The following is a 16,299-nucleotide window of genomic DNA, read 5'->3' as shown; positions in this document are numbered from 1 at the left end:
AATTAAATCATAAAATAAGGAAGTAAAATGTCAAAAATCCTCCCATTACATGCAGACACTGTAGGCTCTTATTTACGTTCATAAGGATTAAAATAGGCTCGTTTAAAATTTTCATCAGGTGAAATTTCTTGTGAACAATTAACTGAGATTGAAGATCAAGAAATTACAAAGTTATTCCAAGCTCAGTTAGATGAGGTATCCAAATCATCTATTTATTGAGCATTTAAAGAAATTGAATGTTATTGTTGGTGATCGTAGCATAGTTAAATATACCATCCCTAGTCCCAATCAATTAATGTATCCTATTCAGTGGGATACGGGCATTTATGTTACACGCGAAGAAATCGCTAAAGAGGTTTGGGGCGAAGATTAATTTGATTTTATGGGTAGATAAAAAATGGCTCCTTATGGAGCCATTTTTTAACGCTGAATTAAGTAACGTAATTTTGTTCCATCTTGCTCTACACTTAGCAGTGTATAGCCATGATTTTTAGTATCAATAGGAATGTTGTTGATAGATTGTGCGCAATCGCTTAATAGTTCTAAAATTTCACCTTTTTGTAATTGTGGCATGGTTTCTAACATTACAATAGCGGGGTAAGGGCAGGGTTCGCCTAACGTATCTAATGTATAATCGGGTGAAATGTCTTTTGGATCTTTATCTAATTTTTGAACAATAGTAAATGCCATGATTATGCTCCTTTTGGTTAATTACATCCACAGCCAGTTTGTGCGGTTATTTGAGATTTTGCTTTGGCTAAGAAACGACGTTCCCACCAGACTACGGCAATTAAACATAAAATTAATAAACCGTAATTCACAAGTAAGCCACCTACGGGCCCGAAAGATTTTAGTAAATTAAGTTTTTCGTAATCAAGTGCTAAAACAGGGGCTATATCATCCCAAACATAGGCGAGATAAGTTGAACCGACTACATTACCTAAGCCAACCCACATAAAGTGTACTTGACCTTCCATTGAGCGATACATCCAACCTGTTTCACAACCACCAGCGAGTACAATACCAAAGCCGAATAATAAACCGCCAATAATAGCATTGGGGCCAGCCCACATAATTTTAGGCGAGACGCCAAGTTGAATGTAGCTAAATACACCAATTGTGCCCACTAATATTCCAAAAATAATAGCTTTTGCCATATAAGCACGCCCAGTTACCCATAAGTCACGGAAAGCTGAGGTAAAACAAATTTGAGCTCGTTCAATTAATAACCCGAAAGCCAAACCACAAACCATAGCAAAACCAAGTTTAATAGATTGAGTCATTACATAAAGTGAAGCAATAAGATAAGCAAAAAATACAACCATACCAATCCAGAAACGGCGTTGTGCTTGTTTAGGATCTGTTTCTTTTATTTTCGCTGCGCCTTTTTTCAGTTCTAATTTAACGCGAAATATTGGTAATAATGTGACTTTCACACCAGCATAAGTACCTATTGCTGTTGCGATAGTGAAGAACCAAGCGTGTACCGAAAATTGTGGAATACCTGTAAAAAGTGAAGCTAAATTACATCCCATTGCTAAACGTGCACCAAATCCTGCTAATGCACCGCCAATTAAAGCTTGAACAATCCGACGTTTATGTGGTTGGTTGCGCCATTTTACATTATTTGCCCAAAGTGCTGCAGAAATACAACCTGCAAACATGCCTAAGATCATTACGCCATCAACACGTGAGAAGATGTTACCTTGCATTCCTATGATTTTGTAGTAACTCCATTCAGATACATCAACGCCTAATGCTTGTAATGCATGTCCTCCCCACCGAGTAAATTCCCCTGTAACAGCCCAATAAGTGCCTGTTACCCCAAAGTAATAAGCGGAAAGCAAACCCGCTGCAGTCACTGCGACAATCGGATTCCAGTATTTAATTAAGTAATTTTGTTTAAATTGTAGCCAAATCTCTTTCATAAGATAACCTAAATTTATTGAAAAGAAAGATTTGCAAGAAAGGTATAAATAATGAATGCAGTGAAAAAAGAAGTGCCCATTTTCCTATACACAAAACTTGCGATATAAGACAAATGAAATTTGTCAGGTAAAATGATAACATTATTTTAACAATAAAGGCAAAACCTTTATAGCTTTGCCTTTATAGATATCATATTTTTCGATTAAAGAATATCTAATAATTCTACTTCAAATACGAGTGTTGAGAATGGCGGAATTGATGCGCCAGCGCCACGTTCACCGTAAGCAAGTTCGTGTGGAATAGTGAGTTTCCATTTAGAACCAACTGGCATCATTTGTAATGCTTCAACCCAACCACGAATTACACCATTTACTGGGAATTCAGCTGGTGTGCCGCGAGCAACAGAACTGTCGAATACGGTGCCATCTGGTAATGTACCAGTGTAGTGTACTCGCACTTTATCTGTTGCAGATGGTTTTGCGCCATTGCCTTCAGTCATGATTTCGTATTGCAAACCGCTATCGGTTATGTTTACGCCTGCTTTTTTCGCATTTTCTTCTAAGAATTTTTTGCCTTCTTCTTCAATGGCTTTAAATTGTGCTTGTTGTGCCTCAGCTGCTTGCTGTTGAAGTTGTTGAACGGATTGCATTAACTCATTGATGTCTAATGCTGGTTGATTATGATTTAATGCATCAAAAATGCCTTTCGCCACCGCTTCAACGGTGATTTCCATTTTGCTATCGGCTAATTGTTGTCCAATTTGTAAACCAATCCCGTAGCTACCTTTTTCAGAAATGCTTTCTAATTTTACTTGTTCAAAATTCATTTGATGTTTTCCTTTCGTTAAAAAATTATTTTTTATATGCCAAAATTTCGCCCATGCGAACAGGTTCGTTGACGCTTAAATGATCAGCTAAATGGACTTGATTTGCTTGGAATAAATTAATCACTGTCGAACCAAGTTGGAACCAACCCATTTCTTGACCTTTCAATAATTTGACCGCACTTTCGCCTTCATAAGTCCAAGTTTTCACTTCGTTGTGGCGTGGTGGATTAATCACGTCCGCCCAAGTTGTGCCAATGCTTGCAGTGATAGTTGCACCGACCAAAATTTGTACCATTGTGCCAAATTCAGTATCAAATACACAAATCACACGTTCATTACGCGCAAATAAATTGGGTACATGTTGGGCTAAAAATGGGTTCACAGAGAATAAATCGCCTGGCACATAAATCATTTTGCGTAGCGTACCATCGCACGGCATATGTACTCGGTGGTAATCACGAGGAGAAAGATAAGTGGTAGCAAACACACCGTTTTTAAAGGCTTCCACTAATTCTTGATCTTCTGCCAGTAAGTCTTCTAGGCTGAAAAAATGCCCCTTAGCCTGCAATAAAAGAGTATCGTCGATATGACCGCACTCGCTAATGCGACCGTCTGCTGGTAAACAAAGTGCGGTAGGATTTTGATTAATTGGACGCGCGTTTTCTTTTAACGGGCGAATAAAAAATTCATTAAAACTTGCGTAATCAGAAAATTGTTCTTTTTGCGCAATGCTCATATCAATGTTGTATTTTTTTGCAAAAGCTTTAATTACAACATGGGTTAGCACACCCCATTTTTGTTTAGCAAACCAGCCTGCAATTTGAGTTAAATAAATTTGCGGCATGATATATTGAAATGCCACTTTCAAGCGTTGCCAATAAGAATTTGAAGTCATCATTATCTTTCCTTGTTAAAAAAAGAGGCGTGATTATAGCAATTTTTATCAATGTGCCAACTTTTTTGATGATTGGGGGAAATAATCAAGGTAAAAAAATTGGCACACGTTGAAAGCGTGTGCCATTGTGGCGTATTAATTAGAACAAGTATCTTACACCAAGATGAGCTTGCCAATTTTGTTTAAAGTTATGCGTTGAAGAACGTTGTGCCTCGAAATAGAGTTGCGTATTTTTCGCTTTATTCATATAAGAAAGCCCAAAGCCATAAACCCACCAACTTCCTCTATTACTGAATCTCTCAACTGCAACTTCATTAAATGTGTGTTGCATTTCACCTAAAAATTCTCTTTCATACATTAGCTTGATATAAGGATGTAGATTTTTCTCATTGAAATAATCCAGCCCTGCACGAAAACCAATTCTACCAATTAAACTGGTGACTTTTTCTGTTTTAATATCAAGTCCATTCGATGCTTTAAACGCATATCCGCCAGTGGCATGATAGGCTAATTGAGCCTCTGGTTGTAAATAGATTACACGTTTAGCTGTTTCACTTAAGTTAATCCGTTTCCCTGTTTCTGCGGAAAGTATATAAGTAAAAGTGTGTATTGTTGGGGATTTAACCGATTTTTTTGACGGGCTAAGTAAGTCATAACCGCCACCATAGCTTATTGCTTTCGTAAAGAAATCAAAATACCAGTCATTTTTCTTGTTTAACCAAGAAGAATATAAGCCTAATTCTGAGCCATTAAGTTTAATTTTACCTGGATATATTTGTGATTTTGCAGCGGAACTGATATATCCAAATGATAGACTATTATAATTTATCCAATTTCCTCTTTCTTTCACCCAATCATGGCCTATTTTTAAGCCTTGATAACGATTAGTATATTGACCCACTTTAATACTTCGCGAACCACTGTATTCACCATTAATATATTTAACCCAAATATCTTTTTGTTTGATGAGGTCTTTATTAAAATGCACTTCGCCTAAGCGTTGATGTAAACTTTCAGTTAAAGTCAAATTAGATTGATAAATAATATCGCCTAAAATTACCGCACCTTGTGCACCAGTGCTTAACCGCCCTGTTGGATTTAAGTAAAAGTCATCACGAACTACTTCGTTTTCATCTTTACCTTCAATTTTAACAAGTTTAGAATCATCTGGACGCGTCAATGTAAACTCATAGGCTCCTTGATCAGTGGTGCCATTAATTAACTTGAAATGTCCTTTAATATCGTCTTTATTTTTTGTGACATATTCTACGAGCTTTATATATTCATTTCCTTTCGTAGGCGCAGTTCCATCATCTTTATAGATTATTTTATGATCGCCCTCGCTAGATTTACGAACGATTAATTTATCAGCTATACCTTGACCTTTATTCTCACTAGTAAAATCAGCAATCTTTCCATGCATATTGAAAGTACCACTATCACCTTTCAAATTTTCCACGGAGATATTAATATTCCGCTTAGAATTGCCAAAGTTTACGGTAGCACCATCGGAAATATTAAAATTATTAATCTTCGATGTATTCGTCGCATCCCAACGAGATCCGTTGGTCATAGTAAAATTAAATTTAGTATTAGCTTTATCAGGATCTGAACCATCACGGTTTTCATCAAACAGATTTTGTCCATTTGGTTTATCGTTCGGGTCATCTGGATCACCACCATATTGTCGTTTACCAATATGAGCTTCTCCGTGGAAATAGGAGTCTTTGTTTTTTAGATTTAATTCAATTTTGCCCCCATTCAGAACGTGAATATCACCGTCGATTTGTACTTTTCCATCGCCTTTAACTTCAACTTTACTGTTTTTACCATCAACATTGAAAGCATCTCCAATAGATTTTTGTTTTCCCTCTTCATCAAGTACAGGTTGCACATCTATTTTCACATCGCTATGAAAGGTAACGCGGTTGTACGAATCGTCCGGCACATCCTCGCTGTTTCCGATTTTTCTCGGCAGATTCCCCACATAAACACCATAGTTTTCGGCGTTCTTATTATCGCCGCGATCCACCTTGATGCTGACCGCGCCGCGAAAATCCATTTCGGTCTGATTGATAACCGTTTTTCTCGGTCCCGACGTGTTGATGATTACGTCCTTATATTGCGTTACCCCGATGCCGCGCCCTCTAGACGTTCCGGATTTGACGTATATGTTCAGATTGGAACCCGCTTCCGACTCGATTTTGGTATGGTTTTTGGTTTCTGTGGATTGTTTGGTTCCATTATTCTTGAATAAATGTATGCCGTTCCCTTGGGTTTTGTCGCTTGTTTTGGTGCCGTCTGTATAAAGATAGTTGTTTCCCTTAAAAGTCAGGGTTGTGTCCGACATACCGAAACCAGAGGCTGTCAAAGTATCGTTTGCGTGAATGGCATTCTTTGAGGAGGTATTTTTGACGGATACGTTTTCCAAAGTAATATTGTTCTTCCCTTCATAGCTTTTGTCTGCCAACAAAATCCCAGCATTAGCAACAGTTGACGAAAGCGTGTATCGACCGCTGTGCACCTGCCCTATAGGTTTTGTCTTTTCGATGGTCCAATGCGCGGGTTCTTTCAACACTTCGCCCCTTGCATCTTTCAACGACGCTTCACCACTTGCATCTTTCAAATCCTTTTCCCCGACAGACGGGTTGCCCTTGACTGTAATGGTATTTTTCGCGCCTTTGTCATAGGCGGCAATAACTAGGGAATTAATCGGCGTGACGGCAGTTTCGCCCGAATAATCGAAAGTATGTTCGTTGGTCTGATTTTTGCCCGCTATCGCCGCCGTATGATTGGGTTTTTCCAAAATCGTACCGGAAGCGGCAATGCTTTTTTCCATACCCGCAGCCAGCAGGCAGCCAGAAAGGAGGCAGAGGGCGATTGTTTCATTTTTCATAGTTATTTTTCCCTTTGATTTTCTTACTTGAGATGTATTGATAGGCTATTCATTGATAACCGTTCTCAGTAGGATATTTTTTTGGGGTATTATTTTATGCGCTAAAAAAGGTTTTGTTATTTTAGATCATTTTTATGTTTGCGGTGTATGTTTTTTATCCTATTCCAATCTTAATTGTTTTTTTTTTGAGCTGTTTGAGGTGTTTTTTTAATCGCGTTAATCGCGTTGCTTCTGGACGTTCCTGTAAATGAAATCGACGTGAACTAAGATGAAAATTATAAAATTGAGTCAAAAGTGCGGTTGCTACAGCGTAAATTTTAGAAAATCCACGATTTCTCTTTGACTATCTTCGAAACAACAGGTAATATTCACGCCCTATGCAAAAGGTAAAACTACCCCTAACCGTTGACCCGGTAAAAGATGCTCAAAGACGGCTTGATTATGTTGGCTATTATGCTGCTAATCAGCTTGAGCGTTTGGCGGAATCAGTGGTAAACGTGCTCAGCGATGCACAGGTAACATTATCGTTTTATGTTGATCCACAAAAATTAGTGGTGATGAAAGGTAAAGTACAGGTTGATGTCGAGCTTGAATGTCAGCGTTGTAATTTGCCTTACAAACAAACATTGGAGTGTGAGTTTATTTATAGTCCAGTGGCTAATTGGGATCAGGCTGATGACTTGCCCGAAATTTATGAACCAATCGAATTTAATGCGTTTGGCGAAATAGATTTAATTGGTACAGTGGAAGACGAACTTATTTTAGCTCTACCGCTTGTCCCAATGCATTCATCTGAACACTGTGAAGTGTCCGCGCAGGAACAGGTTTTTGGCGAATTGCCGGAAGAATTGGCAAAAAAACCGAACCCGTTCGCTGTATTAGCTAATTTAAAGCAAAAGTAAATTAAATTTAGGAGTATAGCCAATGGCTGTTCAACAAAACAAAAAATCTCGTTCACGTCGTGATATGCGTCGTTCACACGATGCTTTAACAACTGCTGCTGTATCAGTAGATAAAGCAAGCGGTGAAACTCACTTACGCCACCACGTAACTGCAGACGGTTACTATCGTGGTCGTAAAGTGATCAATAAGTAATTTTTACTTATAGGTATTCACTTGACTCGTCTAACCTTGGCGTTAGATGTGATGGGCGGGGACATTGGTCCCCGTATTACTATCCCTGCCTCTCTTTTAGCGTTGGAAAATGATCCTGAGCTTTCTTTAATCCTCTTTGGCGATAGTCAACAAATTTCTCCTCTTCTCAATAAGTGTTCTCAATCAATTTTAGAACGAATACAAGTTCAACATTGCTCAAGTGTTATCGAAAATAATCAAGGCATATCTTATGCATTGCGTCATAGTAAAGGTACATCAATGCGTTTAGCATTGGAATCTGTACAACGTGGCGAAGCGCAAGGTTGTGTAAGTGCGGGCAATACAGCTGCATTAATGGGATTATCGAAGATTTTATTACAGCCTTTACAAGGCATTGCACGCCCTGCATTGATTTCTTTGATTCCGACCATTGATGGTGAAAAATCAGTGATGTTAGATCTTGGTGCAAATATTGAGTGTAGTGCGGAAAATCTTTATCAATTTGCTATAATGGGCGTGATTTTTGCTGAAGCTCGACTTAATTTGGTGTATCCGAGAATTGGATTATTGAATATTGGTATTGAAGAAATTAAAGGCCATCAATCTATTCGTGATGTCGCTAATTTACTGCAAAAATCAACCGCACTTAATTATGTCGGATTTATCGAAGGTGACGTTTTACTGAATGGAAAAGCCGACGTGATTGTGAGTGATGGATTTGCAGGCAATGTCGCGTTGAAAACCTTAGAAGGGGCAGTGAGAAATTTGTTATCTCTGTTTAAAGATAAAGCGAATTCACGTTTTATAAAGCCCATTCTTGCTTGGATTTTTCGCTTTGTATTTAAACAACGCTATAAACGCTTGAAACGAATTAATCCTGATGAATATAATGGCGCATCACTTATTGGCTTAAAAGCTGTGGTGGTAAAAAGCCACGGTAGCGCAAATGTGAATGCTTTTGCACATGCTATTGCTGATGCCGCTTTCCAAGCTCGCCAGCAACTTCCAGAAAAAATATTGGCTGGGCTTGCTCGTTATTAATGACTTAATTTTTATTTATTATGAATAGCAGAATTTTATCTACTGGTAGTTATTTACCAAGCTACATCCGCACCAATGCGGAATTAGAAAAAATGGTTGATACATCAGATGAATGGATTGTCACTCGTTCCGGTATTCGTGAACGTCGTATCGCAGCGGCAGATGAAACTGTTGCAACAATGGGATTTGAAGCGGCAAAAAATGCGATCGAAGCTGCTCAAATTAATCCTCAAGATATTGAACTGATTATTGTTGCAACAACAAGTAATTCACACGCTTATCCAAGTGCCGCATGCCAAGTACAAGGGTTATTAAATATTGATGATACGATTTCTTTTGATTTAGCCGCAGCTTGTACAGGCTTTGTCTATGCATTGAGCGTGGCAGATCAATTTATTCGTGCAGGTAAAGTGAAAAAAGCCTTAGTGATAGGCTCAGATCTCAATTCTCGTAAATTAGATGAAACTGATCGTAGCACTGTTGTGTTATTTGGTGATGGTGCGGGAGCGGTCATTCTTGAATCGAGTGAACAAGAAGGGATTATTTCTACTCATTTGCATGCTTCAGCGGATAAACATAATGCCCTTGTTTTAGCTCAGCCAGAACGTGGTATAGAAAAATCTGGATATATCGAGATGCAAGGTAACGAAACCTTCAAACTGGCAGTTCGTGAACTTTCAAATGTGGTGGAAGAAACCCTTTTAGCCAATAATTTAGATAAAAAAGATTTAGACTGGCTTGTGCCACACCAAGCAAATTTACGCATTATTACAGCAACAGCTAAAAAATTAGAAATGGATATGTCGCAAGTGGTGGTAACGTTAGATAAATACGCTAACAACAGTGCAGCTACCGTGCCAGTCGCTTTAGATGAAGCTGTTCGAGATGGCCGTATTCAACGTGGGCAGTTATTATTATTAGAAGCCTTTGGCGGTGGTTGGACTTGGGGTTCAGCATTAGTGAGATTTTAGTTGATTTGATATAATTATTGATGATTTTAAAGTGCGGTAAAATTTGACCGCACTTTTGGTATTTTGTTGTCAGGTTTCGCCTGACAGCGACCTACTTTCTTTTACTCGTGTAAAAGAAAGTAGGCAAAGAAAACACGCCCCAGTTAAATCGCTGTTCTTTGCTTTGTTTCAATTTTCTTAACGGCAATTTGCTGAACTCGCTACGCTCAAACAGACGCAAATTGCCTAAAAATTGAAAGTCGCAAAGGCGATTTATATGGGGCCCCGAATTTATCGGAGCATTATTTAAAAAGTGCGGTTAATTTTGAATTCATTTTAAGAACAAAAAATATTTTGAGTTTTGACCGCACTTTAAATCGGATAAAGAACAAATTGGGTTCCCTTCTTTTCCACCTTTGTGTAATTGAATTTGTAGGAAATTTTCGTCTGTTTGAGCGTAGCGAGTTCAGAAAATTTCCGTTAAGCAAATTCAATGGAACAAAGGAAACAAGGAAAAGCAGGGTCGCTTTTCTTTTTGCTTACTTTTTCTTTGGCGAGGCAAAGAAAAAGTAAGTCGCCATCGGCGAAACCCGATTTTAATTACCGAAGAAGAATTTTCAATTAAAAAACAATAGGACAAAACATAATGAAAAAATTCGCAATGGTCTTCCCAGGCCAAGGCTCCCAAACTGTCGGTATGCTTGCTGATCTTGCAACTGAATATCCAATCGTTACTGAAACATTTAAACAAGCATCTGATGCGCTTGGTTATGATTTATGGCATCTTGTTCAACAAGGCCCTGCTGAAGAACTTAATAAAACTTGGCAAACTCAGCCCGCACTTTTGGCCGCTTCAGTCGCTATTTATCGCGTATGGCAAGAAAAATTTCCTCAATTAAAACCAGAAGTGATGGCAGGCCATAGCTTAGGTGAATATTCTGCGTTAGTTTGTGCTGGCGTGTTGGATTTCCAAGATGCGATTAAATTAGTGGAATTGCGCGGAAAATTAATGCAACAAGCTGTGCCTGAAGGCACTGGCGCAATGTATGCGATTATTGGTTTGGATAATGAAGCAATTATTAATGCTTGTAAACAAGCAGAGGAAGGCGAAGTCGTATCTGCGGTGAACTTTAACTCACCGGGTCAAGTCGTTATTGCTGGTGCGAAAGCTGCAGTTGAGCGTGCGGCTGCATTATGTAAAGAAGCAGGCGCAAAACGTGCATTGCCGTTAGCCGTAAGCGTACCTTCTCACTGTGCCTTGATGAAACCTGCAGCTGAGCAATTAGCGGTAACACTTGAGAATATTCAAATTAATACACCAACAACATCGGTATTAAATAACGTTGATGTGAAAGCAGAAACTGAAGCTGCCGAAATTCGTACCGCACTTGTTCGTCAGTTATATAGCCCAGTTCGTTGGACTGAAACAGTTGAAAAAATGGCGCAAGATGGCGTTCAAGCGCTTGTTGAAGTGGGTCCGGGTAAAGTATTAAATGGTTTAACCAAACGCATTGTGGGTGATTTACAAGCAATATCTGTAAATGATGTTACATCATTCAATGCTGTAGAAGAATTTTTAGCGTAAAAGGAAGGAAAAATGCAAGGTAAAATTGCTTTAGTGACAGGGGCTACTCGTGGTATCGGTCGTGCGATTGCAGAAGAACTTAGCTCAAAAGGTGCGTTTGTAATTGGTACTGCAACATCTGAAAAAGGTGCAGAAGCAATTTCTGCATATTTAGGAGATAAAGGTAAAGGTTTAGTTTTAAACGTAACGGATAAAGAATCTATTGAAACTTTACTTGAGCAAATTAAAAATGATTTTGGCGATATTGATATTCTCGTGAATAACGCAGGTATTACTCGCGATAATTTATTGATGCGTATGAAAGATGATGAGTGGTTTGATATTATGCAAACTAACTTAACTTCGGTGTATCATCTTTCTAAAGCCATGTTACGTTCAATGATGAAAAAACGTTTTGGTCGTATCATCAATATTGGTTCAGTGGTGGGTTCAATGGGGAATCCAGGACAAGCTAACTATTGTGCGGCAAAAGCGGGTGTGATTGGTTTTTCTAAATCTTTAGCGAAAGAAGTGGCTGCACGTGGTATTACTGTAAATGTGGTTGCACCAGGTTTTATTGCAACGGATATGACAGAAGTGCTTACTGATGAACAAAAAGCGGGTATTTTATCTAATGTTCCTGCTGGCCGTTTAGGCGAAGCTAAAGATATTGCTAAAGCCGTTGCTTTCTTAGCTTCTGATGATGCAGGTTATATTACTGGTACAACGTTGCATGTAAATGGTGGTTTATATATGAGCTAATGCTGAAAATCAGCATTTCTCTTTATTTAGACTTGAGTGGCGTTCTAAACATAAAATCATAGCCAAAGATTTTAGATAATGTTAGAATCCCATTCGCAGTGTAGCTTGGTTACGCCTTGAGCGTATGCAAAGGTACGTAACTATTTTTAATGTGTGTATTCAGATTGCCCATTTTGTGGTGCGACCAGCCTATAAAATAGTTGCAAGTTGATAAAAAATACATACACTAACCGCTCTTTTATGAGTTAAAACCAACAAAATAGGAAAAACAAATGAGTATTGAAGAACGCGTGAAAAAAATCATCGTTGAACAATTAGGTGTTAAAGAAGAAGATGTTAAATCTGAAGCTTCTTTCGTTGAAGATTTAGGTGCGGACTCTTTAGACACAGTTGAATTAGTAATGGCTTTAGAAGAAGAATTCGATATCGAAATTCCAGATGAAGAAGCTGAAAAAATCACAACTGTTCAATCTGCGATTGACTACGTGCAAAACAATCAATAATTTCAAGTTGGGCGACTTTTTAAGTCGCCTAATTTTTTTTCAAAAATTTCTTTCTAAAATCACCGCACTTTTCCCTTATTCCTACATTGTAAAATTGATCTGAATTACCTTTTAATTAAATTCTTGCTCTAAAATTTAAAAAATATCTAGTTTTATTCCTCAAAAAGGGTATTATTTTTACAGTTTTTTTATTTTTGAGGTGCTTATGCTTTATTTAGAATTTTTATTCTTATTATTAATGCTTTATATGGGAAGCCGTTACGGTGGTATCGGATTAGGCGTTGTTTCTGGTATCGGTCTTGCTATCGAAGTTTTCGTATTCCGTATGCCAGTGGGGAAAGCACCGATTGATGTAATGCTCATCATTCTTGCGGTGGTGACTTGTGCATCCGTACTTGAAGCTGCAGGCGGTTTGAAATTTATGTTACAAATTGCCGAACGCATTCTCCGTAAAAATCCAAAACGTGTAACTTTACTCGGCCCATTGGTCGTGTATTTATTAACGTTTATGCTTGGTACTGGTCACTCTGTTTACACAATTATGCCAATCATTGGTGATGTTGCATTGAAAAACAAAATTCGTCCAGAACGTCCAATGGCAGCCTCTTCGGTTGCATCTCAATTAGCCATCACATCTAGTCCACTCTCTGCAGCTGTTGTCTTCTATCTAGGTAAAATTACTGCAATGCCGGGTTTTGAGCATATTAGTTTGTTAGATATTATTTGTGTGACTGTTCCTGCAACCTTAGCGGGTACGATAGCGCTTTCTTTATATAGTATGCGTCGTGGTAAAGAGTTAGAACAAGATCCTGAATATCAACGTCGTTTACAAGATCCAGTATGGCGCGAACGTATTTTAAATACTACAAGCACAACATTGAATGAAGCCCTTCCACAAGGCGCCAAAAAATCAGTTTATTTGTTCTTATTAGCATTGGTGGTGATTGTTGCGATTGCGATGATTCCTGAAATTCGCACTATCGGTAGCGGAAAAGCGATTTCTATGTCGCTAATCATCCAAATGATGATGCTTTGTTTTGGTGGTGTGATTTTACTCGCAACGAAAACGAATCCTCAAATCGTGCCAAATGGCGTGGTATTTAAGTCTGGTATGGTGGCAGCTATTGCGATTTATGGTATTGCTTGGATGAGCGATACTTACTTCCAATACGCAATGCCAGAATTTAAAGCCGCGATTACTGATATGGTTCAAACTTATCCTTGGACATTCGCGTTAGCATTATTTGCAGTTTCAGTCGTAATTAATAGCCAAGCAGCAACAGCCGTAATGTTATTACCTGTTGGTATTGGCTTAGGTATTCCTGCGCCAATCTTGGTTGGTTTAATGCCTGCAACTTATGCCTATTTCTTCATTCCAAATTATCCATCAGACATTGCAACAGTAAACTTTGACGTAACGGGTACAACGAAAATTGGTAAATATTATTTTAACCACAGTTTCATGGTGCCAGGTTTAATTGGGGTTGTTGTCGCTTGCTTGGTCGGTGTTTCTGTAGCGGAATTAGTGATTCGCTAATTTACACACAAACTAAATCCTTTTAATATAAAAGCACCTTTGAATGGTGCTTTTATTTTTATGACAACCTACATCGCCTACGGCAATATAAATCAACCTTTTTCTTTGGAATCCTTACCCGATGAACTGATTCCAGAAAATCTATATCAAATTGAAACGGATAGCTCCCGTGTATTTCAGCGTCATCAGTGCCGTCGGCTTGCTCATTTATTACTTTTTCAACTTTTAAAAATATCAGGAAAATCCACCGCACTTTTATCTCAAATTCATCGTACTGAAAGTGGCAGACCTTATTTTCTTGATGAGCGAATAGATTTTAATATTAGCCATTCTGGTGATTGGGTGGCGGTAATATTAGATATTAGAAATGAAGAAAAAAGTGCGGTTGGAATTGATATTGAATTTCCTAAAATAAGAAATTTTACGGCGTTGATGGAACATATTGCACCAAAAGAAGAAATTGATTGGTTTCATCATCAGCAGTCTTCTTTGAAGACTTTTTATCGTTGTTGGTGTTTGCGCGAAGCCGTATTGAAATCCCAAGGATTTGGAATCGTAAAATTATCCAATGTTCGTCATTTTCCGAAAAAACAGAAAATTTTTTCAGATTATTGTCCGCAAGGCCAGTTGTGGTTTACTGATGAACTCCCTGTTTATTTAGCCGCTTTTGTCAATCATCAAGAAAAATTACCGCACTTTTATGAATGGAGTGGGGAACGATTGCAACTTAAAATACTACAAGAATTCAGCTTTTATCATGTGAACTAGAGTTACCTTGATAGTTTAAGTATTTGGATAATATGTTGAATGAGATAACATTGGTGTAAACTTTATAAAACTTACACTGAAATTTATATTTTAAAGGGGCTGTACTAGATAACTAGACTAAGCTTATCTTAATTAATTGTTTTAAAATAGAAATCTAAGATTTTATGTCACTATTATTAAAATGCCCTTCGCTCCTATTCAAATACAGCTCCAAATGCCCTTTGGAAATGTCATTAAACTTACGTAAATGACGTTTGGTTTGATAACTAAAATTCTTAATTCCATTTATGTGATTATGATCTTCAGCAAAATACGTACAGTAATTGATTCAAAAATGGCTAAATTCGCTGACATAGAACATCATAACTACGGTAAGTATCGGTGTAAACAAATACTATCAGGCTTTACTTGTTCATGGATAATAGGTAGTGTAGTAATGTTGCAGATTGTGTACTTGGCACCGCAAGGGTATAAATCTTACTGTTTCGCTTGAAAAGATCGAATACAGCGACTTTACCCGTAGCACGCGACCTCGTTTACTCTTATGAACACTACAGAAATAGATTTCATATACTTGGATCTCTCCTTCAAACATTTCCAAGCTTGATAGATAAATAAAAGTAAACGATGAAAATAGTAAGTTGCTGTATTTTTGTTTACATTAACTAGTTCACAGTCTCTTCTCGCTGTGATACCTGATAGGCGACTTTGTCTCATGTCGGTTTAACCCAAATGGAATTTTTAGTCTTTATTTAGTATAGCTCTTTATTTTTTTATCGTCCTAAAATAATTTTGCGATCTAGATCTCAAAATTCTTTCTATATCCTTGACCTAAAACGTCTAACTCATTACTTTTCTTACCTAATGTCAAAGAGCCTTTTTCATTGTTTTAATGCTAAATCCATAATTAAGATCCATTTTCTCTTTTAAGGATTCACTAAATGAATAAAAAGCACTATAAAATCATCTTCAGTAGAGTTTTAAACCAGCTAGTGGTGGCCTCTGAGCTGGCAAAATCGCAAGGTAAAGCACAAAGTGAAAATGTGAGCTCAGAACAAGAAAAAATAGGATTATTTTCAACCGCACTTTCCTTCTCCCTCAACTCCATTCATTTTAGCTTAATGTTAGCATTAGGCTTCGTCTTTTTAATGCCTTCTGTTCATGCAGAAGATATGGCGATTCGTGCAGATAAATCAGCACCGGGTAATCAACAACCCATAGTACTTCAAACAGCGAATGGTTTACCGCAAGTAAATATTCAAACACCAAGTGCAGGTGGCGTATCACGTAACCAGTATTCACAATTTGATGTAGCAGAGAAAGGTGCCGTGTTAAACAATGCTCGTAAAGCAACACAAACGCAAATGGCGGGCTGGGTGCAAGGTAACCCGAATCTTACTCGCGGCGAAGCAAAAGTGATTCTTAACGAGGTAAATTCAGCGAATCCAAGCCGTTTAAAAGGTTATGTGGAAGTGGCGGGCAAAAAAGCAGATGTGGTGATTGCCAACCCAAGTGGTATCCAATGTGATGGCT

At 38.0% G+C, this 16,299-nt stretch carries 15 protein-coding genes and 2 pseudogenes; 11 read left to right on the top strand and 6 right to left on the bottom strand.

The genetic code is table 11. The annotated features are described in order from the left end of the window. Positions 1 to 27: 27 nt before the first annotated feature. Positions 28 to 358: pseudogene (locus DV415_RS10475) on the top strand (5-methyltetrahydropteroyltriglutamate--homocysteine S-methyltransferase); the annotation flags it as partial. 62 nt (positions 359 to 420) lie between these two features. On the opposite strand, the gene yedF reads toward DV415_RS10475, so the two are convergent. From yedF to DV415_RS04665, 5 genes are all read right to left on the bottom strand, one after another. Beyond that, positions 421 to 690, bottom strand: coding sequence for a sulfurtransferase-like selenium metabolism protein YedF (yedF, locus tag DV415_RS04685; RefSeq protein WP_005627337.1), 270 nt, complete (start codon positions 688 to 690; stop codon positions 421 to 423). Positions 691 to 707: 17 nt separating this feature from the next. Further along, positions 708 to 1,928 (bottom strand): selenium metabolism membrane protein YedE/FdhT, encoded by a 1,221-nt coding sequence (yedE, locus tag DV415_RS04680; RefSeq protein WP_118789831.1) that lies wholly within the window; start codon positions 1,926 to 1,928, stop codon positions 708 to 710. Positions 1,929 to 2,131: 203 nt separating this feature from the next. Further along, complete coding sequence (locus DV415_RS04675; protein ID WP_118789830.1) at positions 2,132 to 2,755, bottom strand: BamJ family beta-barrel-assembly machinery protein; 624 nt, start codon at positions 2,753 to 2,755, stop codon at positions 2,132 to 2,134. A 25-nt stretch (positions 2,756 to 2,780) separates the two neighbouring features. Further along, positions 2,781 to 3,650, bottom strand: coding sequence for an archaetidylserine decarboxylase (gene asd, locus DV415_RS04670; RefSeq protein WP_192877143.1), 870 nt, complete (start codon positions 3,648 to 3,650; stop codon positions 2,781 to 2,783). A 139-nt stretch (positions 3,651 to 3,789) separates the two neighbouring features. After that, positions 3,790 to 6,546: an autotransporter outer membrane beta-barrel domain-containing protein gene (locus DV415_RS04665; protein WP_118789828.1), complete on the bottom strand. Its 2,757-nt coding sequence runs from the start codon at positions 6,544 to 6,546 to the stop codon at positions 3,790 to 3,792. A 377-nt stretch (positions 6,547 to 6,923) separates the two neighbouring features. Here DV415_RS04665 and yceD point away from each other — a divergent pair, with 377 nt between their 5' ends. The 9 genes from yceD (at position 6,924) to DV415_RS04610 (ending at position 14,766) form a co-directional block, all read left to right on the top strand. Then, positions 6,924 to 7,448: a 23S rRNA accumulation protein YceD gene (gene yceD, locus DV415_RS04660; RefSeq protein ID WP_118789827.1), complete on the top strand. Its 525-nt coding sequence runs from the start codon at positions 6,924 to 6,926 to the stop codon at positions 7,446 to 7,448. 22 nt (positions 7,449 to 7,470) lie between these two features. Beyond that, the gene (gene rpmF / locus DV415_RS04655; protein WP_005544470.1) at positions 7,471 to 7,641 is read left to right on the top strand and encodes a 50S ribosomal protein L32; all 171 of its coding nucleotides are present in this window, start codon (positions 7,471 to 7,473) and stop codon (positions 7,639 to 7,641) included. Between the two features lie 21 nt (positions 7,642 to 7,662). After that, on the top strand, positions 7,663 to 8,682 hold the full coding sequence (gene plsX / locus DV415_RS04650) for a phosphate acyltransferase PlsX (protein WP_118789826.1): 1,020 nt from the start codon (positions 7,663 to 7,665) through the stop codon (positions 8,680 to 8,682). A 20-nt stretch (positions 8,683 to 8,702) separates the two neighbouring features. Next, positions 8,703 to 9,653: a beta-ketoacyl-ACP synthase III gene (locus tag DV415_RS04645; protein ID WP_118789825.1), complete on the top strand. Its 951-nt coding sequence runs from the start codon at positions 8,703 to 8,705 to the stop codon at positions 9,651 to 9,653. A 625-nt stretch (positions 9,654 to 10,278) separates the two neighbouring features. After that, entirely contained in the window at positions 10,279 to 11,217 is a 939-nt protein-coding gene (gene fabD, locus DV415_RS04630) for an ACP S-malonyltransferase (RefSeq protein ID WP_118789824.1), read from the top strand. Between the two features lie 12 nt (positions 11,218 to 11,229). Then, entirely contained in the window at positions 11,230 to 11,958 is a 729-nt protein-coding gene (gene fabG / locus DV415_RS04625; protein WP_065246106.1) for a 3-oxoacyl-ACP reductase FabG, read from the top strand. A 272-nt stretch (positions 11,959 to 12,230) separates the two neighbouring features. Next, complete coding sequence (gene acpP / locus DV415_RS04620) at positions 12,231 to 12,461, top strand: acyl carrier protein (RefSeq protein WP_005627318.1); 231 nt, start codon at positions 12,231 to 12,233, stop codon at positions 12,459 to 12,461. Positions 12,462 to 12,666: 205 nt separating this feature from the next. Then, positions 12,667 to 13,998 carry an anaerobic C4-dicarboxylate transporter gene (locus tag DV415_RS04615; protein ID WP_005631480.1) on the top strand — a complete coding sequence of 444 codons (1,332 nt, stop codon included), beginning with the start codon at positions 12,667 to 12,669 and terminating at the stop codon, positions 13,996 to 13,998. Between the two features lie 60 nt (positions 13,999 to 14,058). After that, the gene (locus DV415_RS04610; protein ID WP_118789823.1) at positions 14,059 to 14,766 is read left to right on the top strand and encodes a 4'-phosphopantetheinyl transferase family protein; all 708 of its coding nucleotides are present in this window, start codon (positions 14,059 to 14,061) and stop codon (positions 14,764 to 14,766) included. A 154-nt stretch (positions 14,767 to 14,920) separates the two neighbouring features. On the opposite strand, the pseudogene DV415_RS04605 reads toward DV415_RS04610, so the two are convergent. Continuing rightward, a pseudogene (locus tag DV415_RS04605) lies at positions 14,921 to 15,483 on the bottom strand (IS1595 family transposase). Between the two features lie 224 nt (positions 15,484 to 15,707). On the opposite strand from DV415_RS04605, the gene DV415_RS04600 reads away from it, so the two are divergent. After that, a partial coding sequence (locus DV415_RS04600; protein ID WP_118789822.1) for a two-partner secretion domain-containing protein occupies positions 15,708 to 16,299 on the top strand: 592 nt, incomplete at its 3' end.

The sequence above is a fragment of the Haemophilus haemolyticus genome (assembly GCF_003490595.1).
Classification (GTDB): domain Bacteria; phylum Pseudomonadota; class Gammaproteobacteria; order Enterobacterales; family Pasteurellaceae; genus Haemophilus; species Haemophilus haemolyticus_L.
The sequence above is the reverse complement of the archived record's forward strand: the minus strand, read 5'-3'. Positions and strand labels throughout refer to the sequence as shown.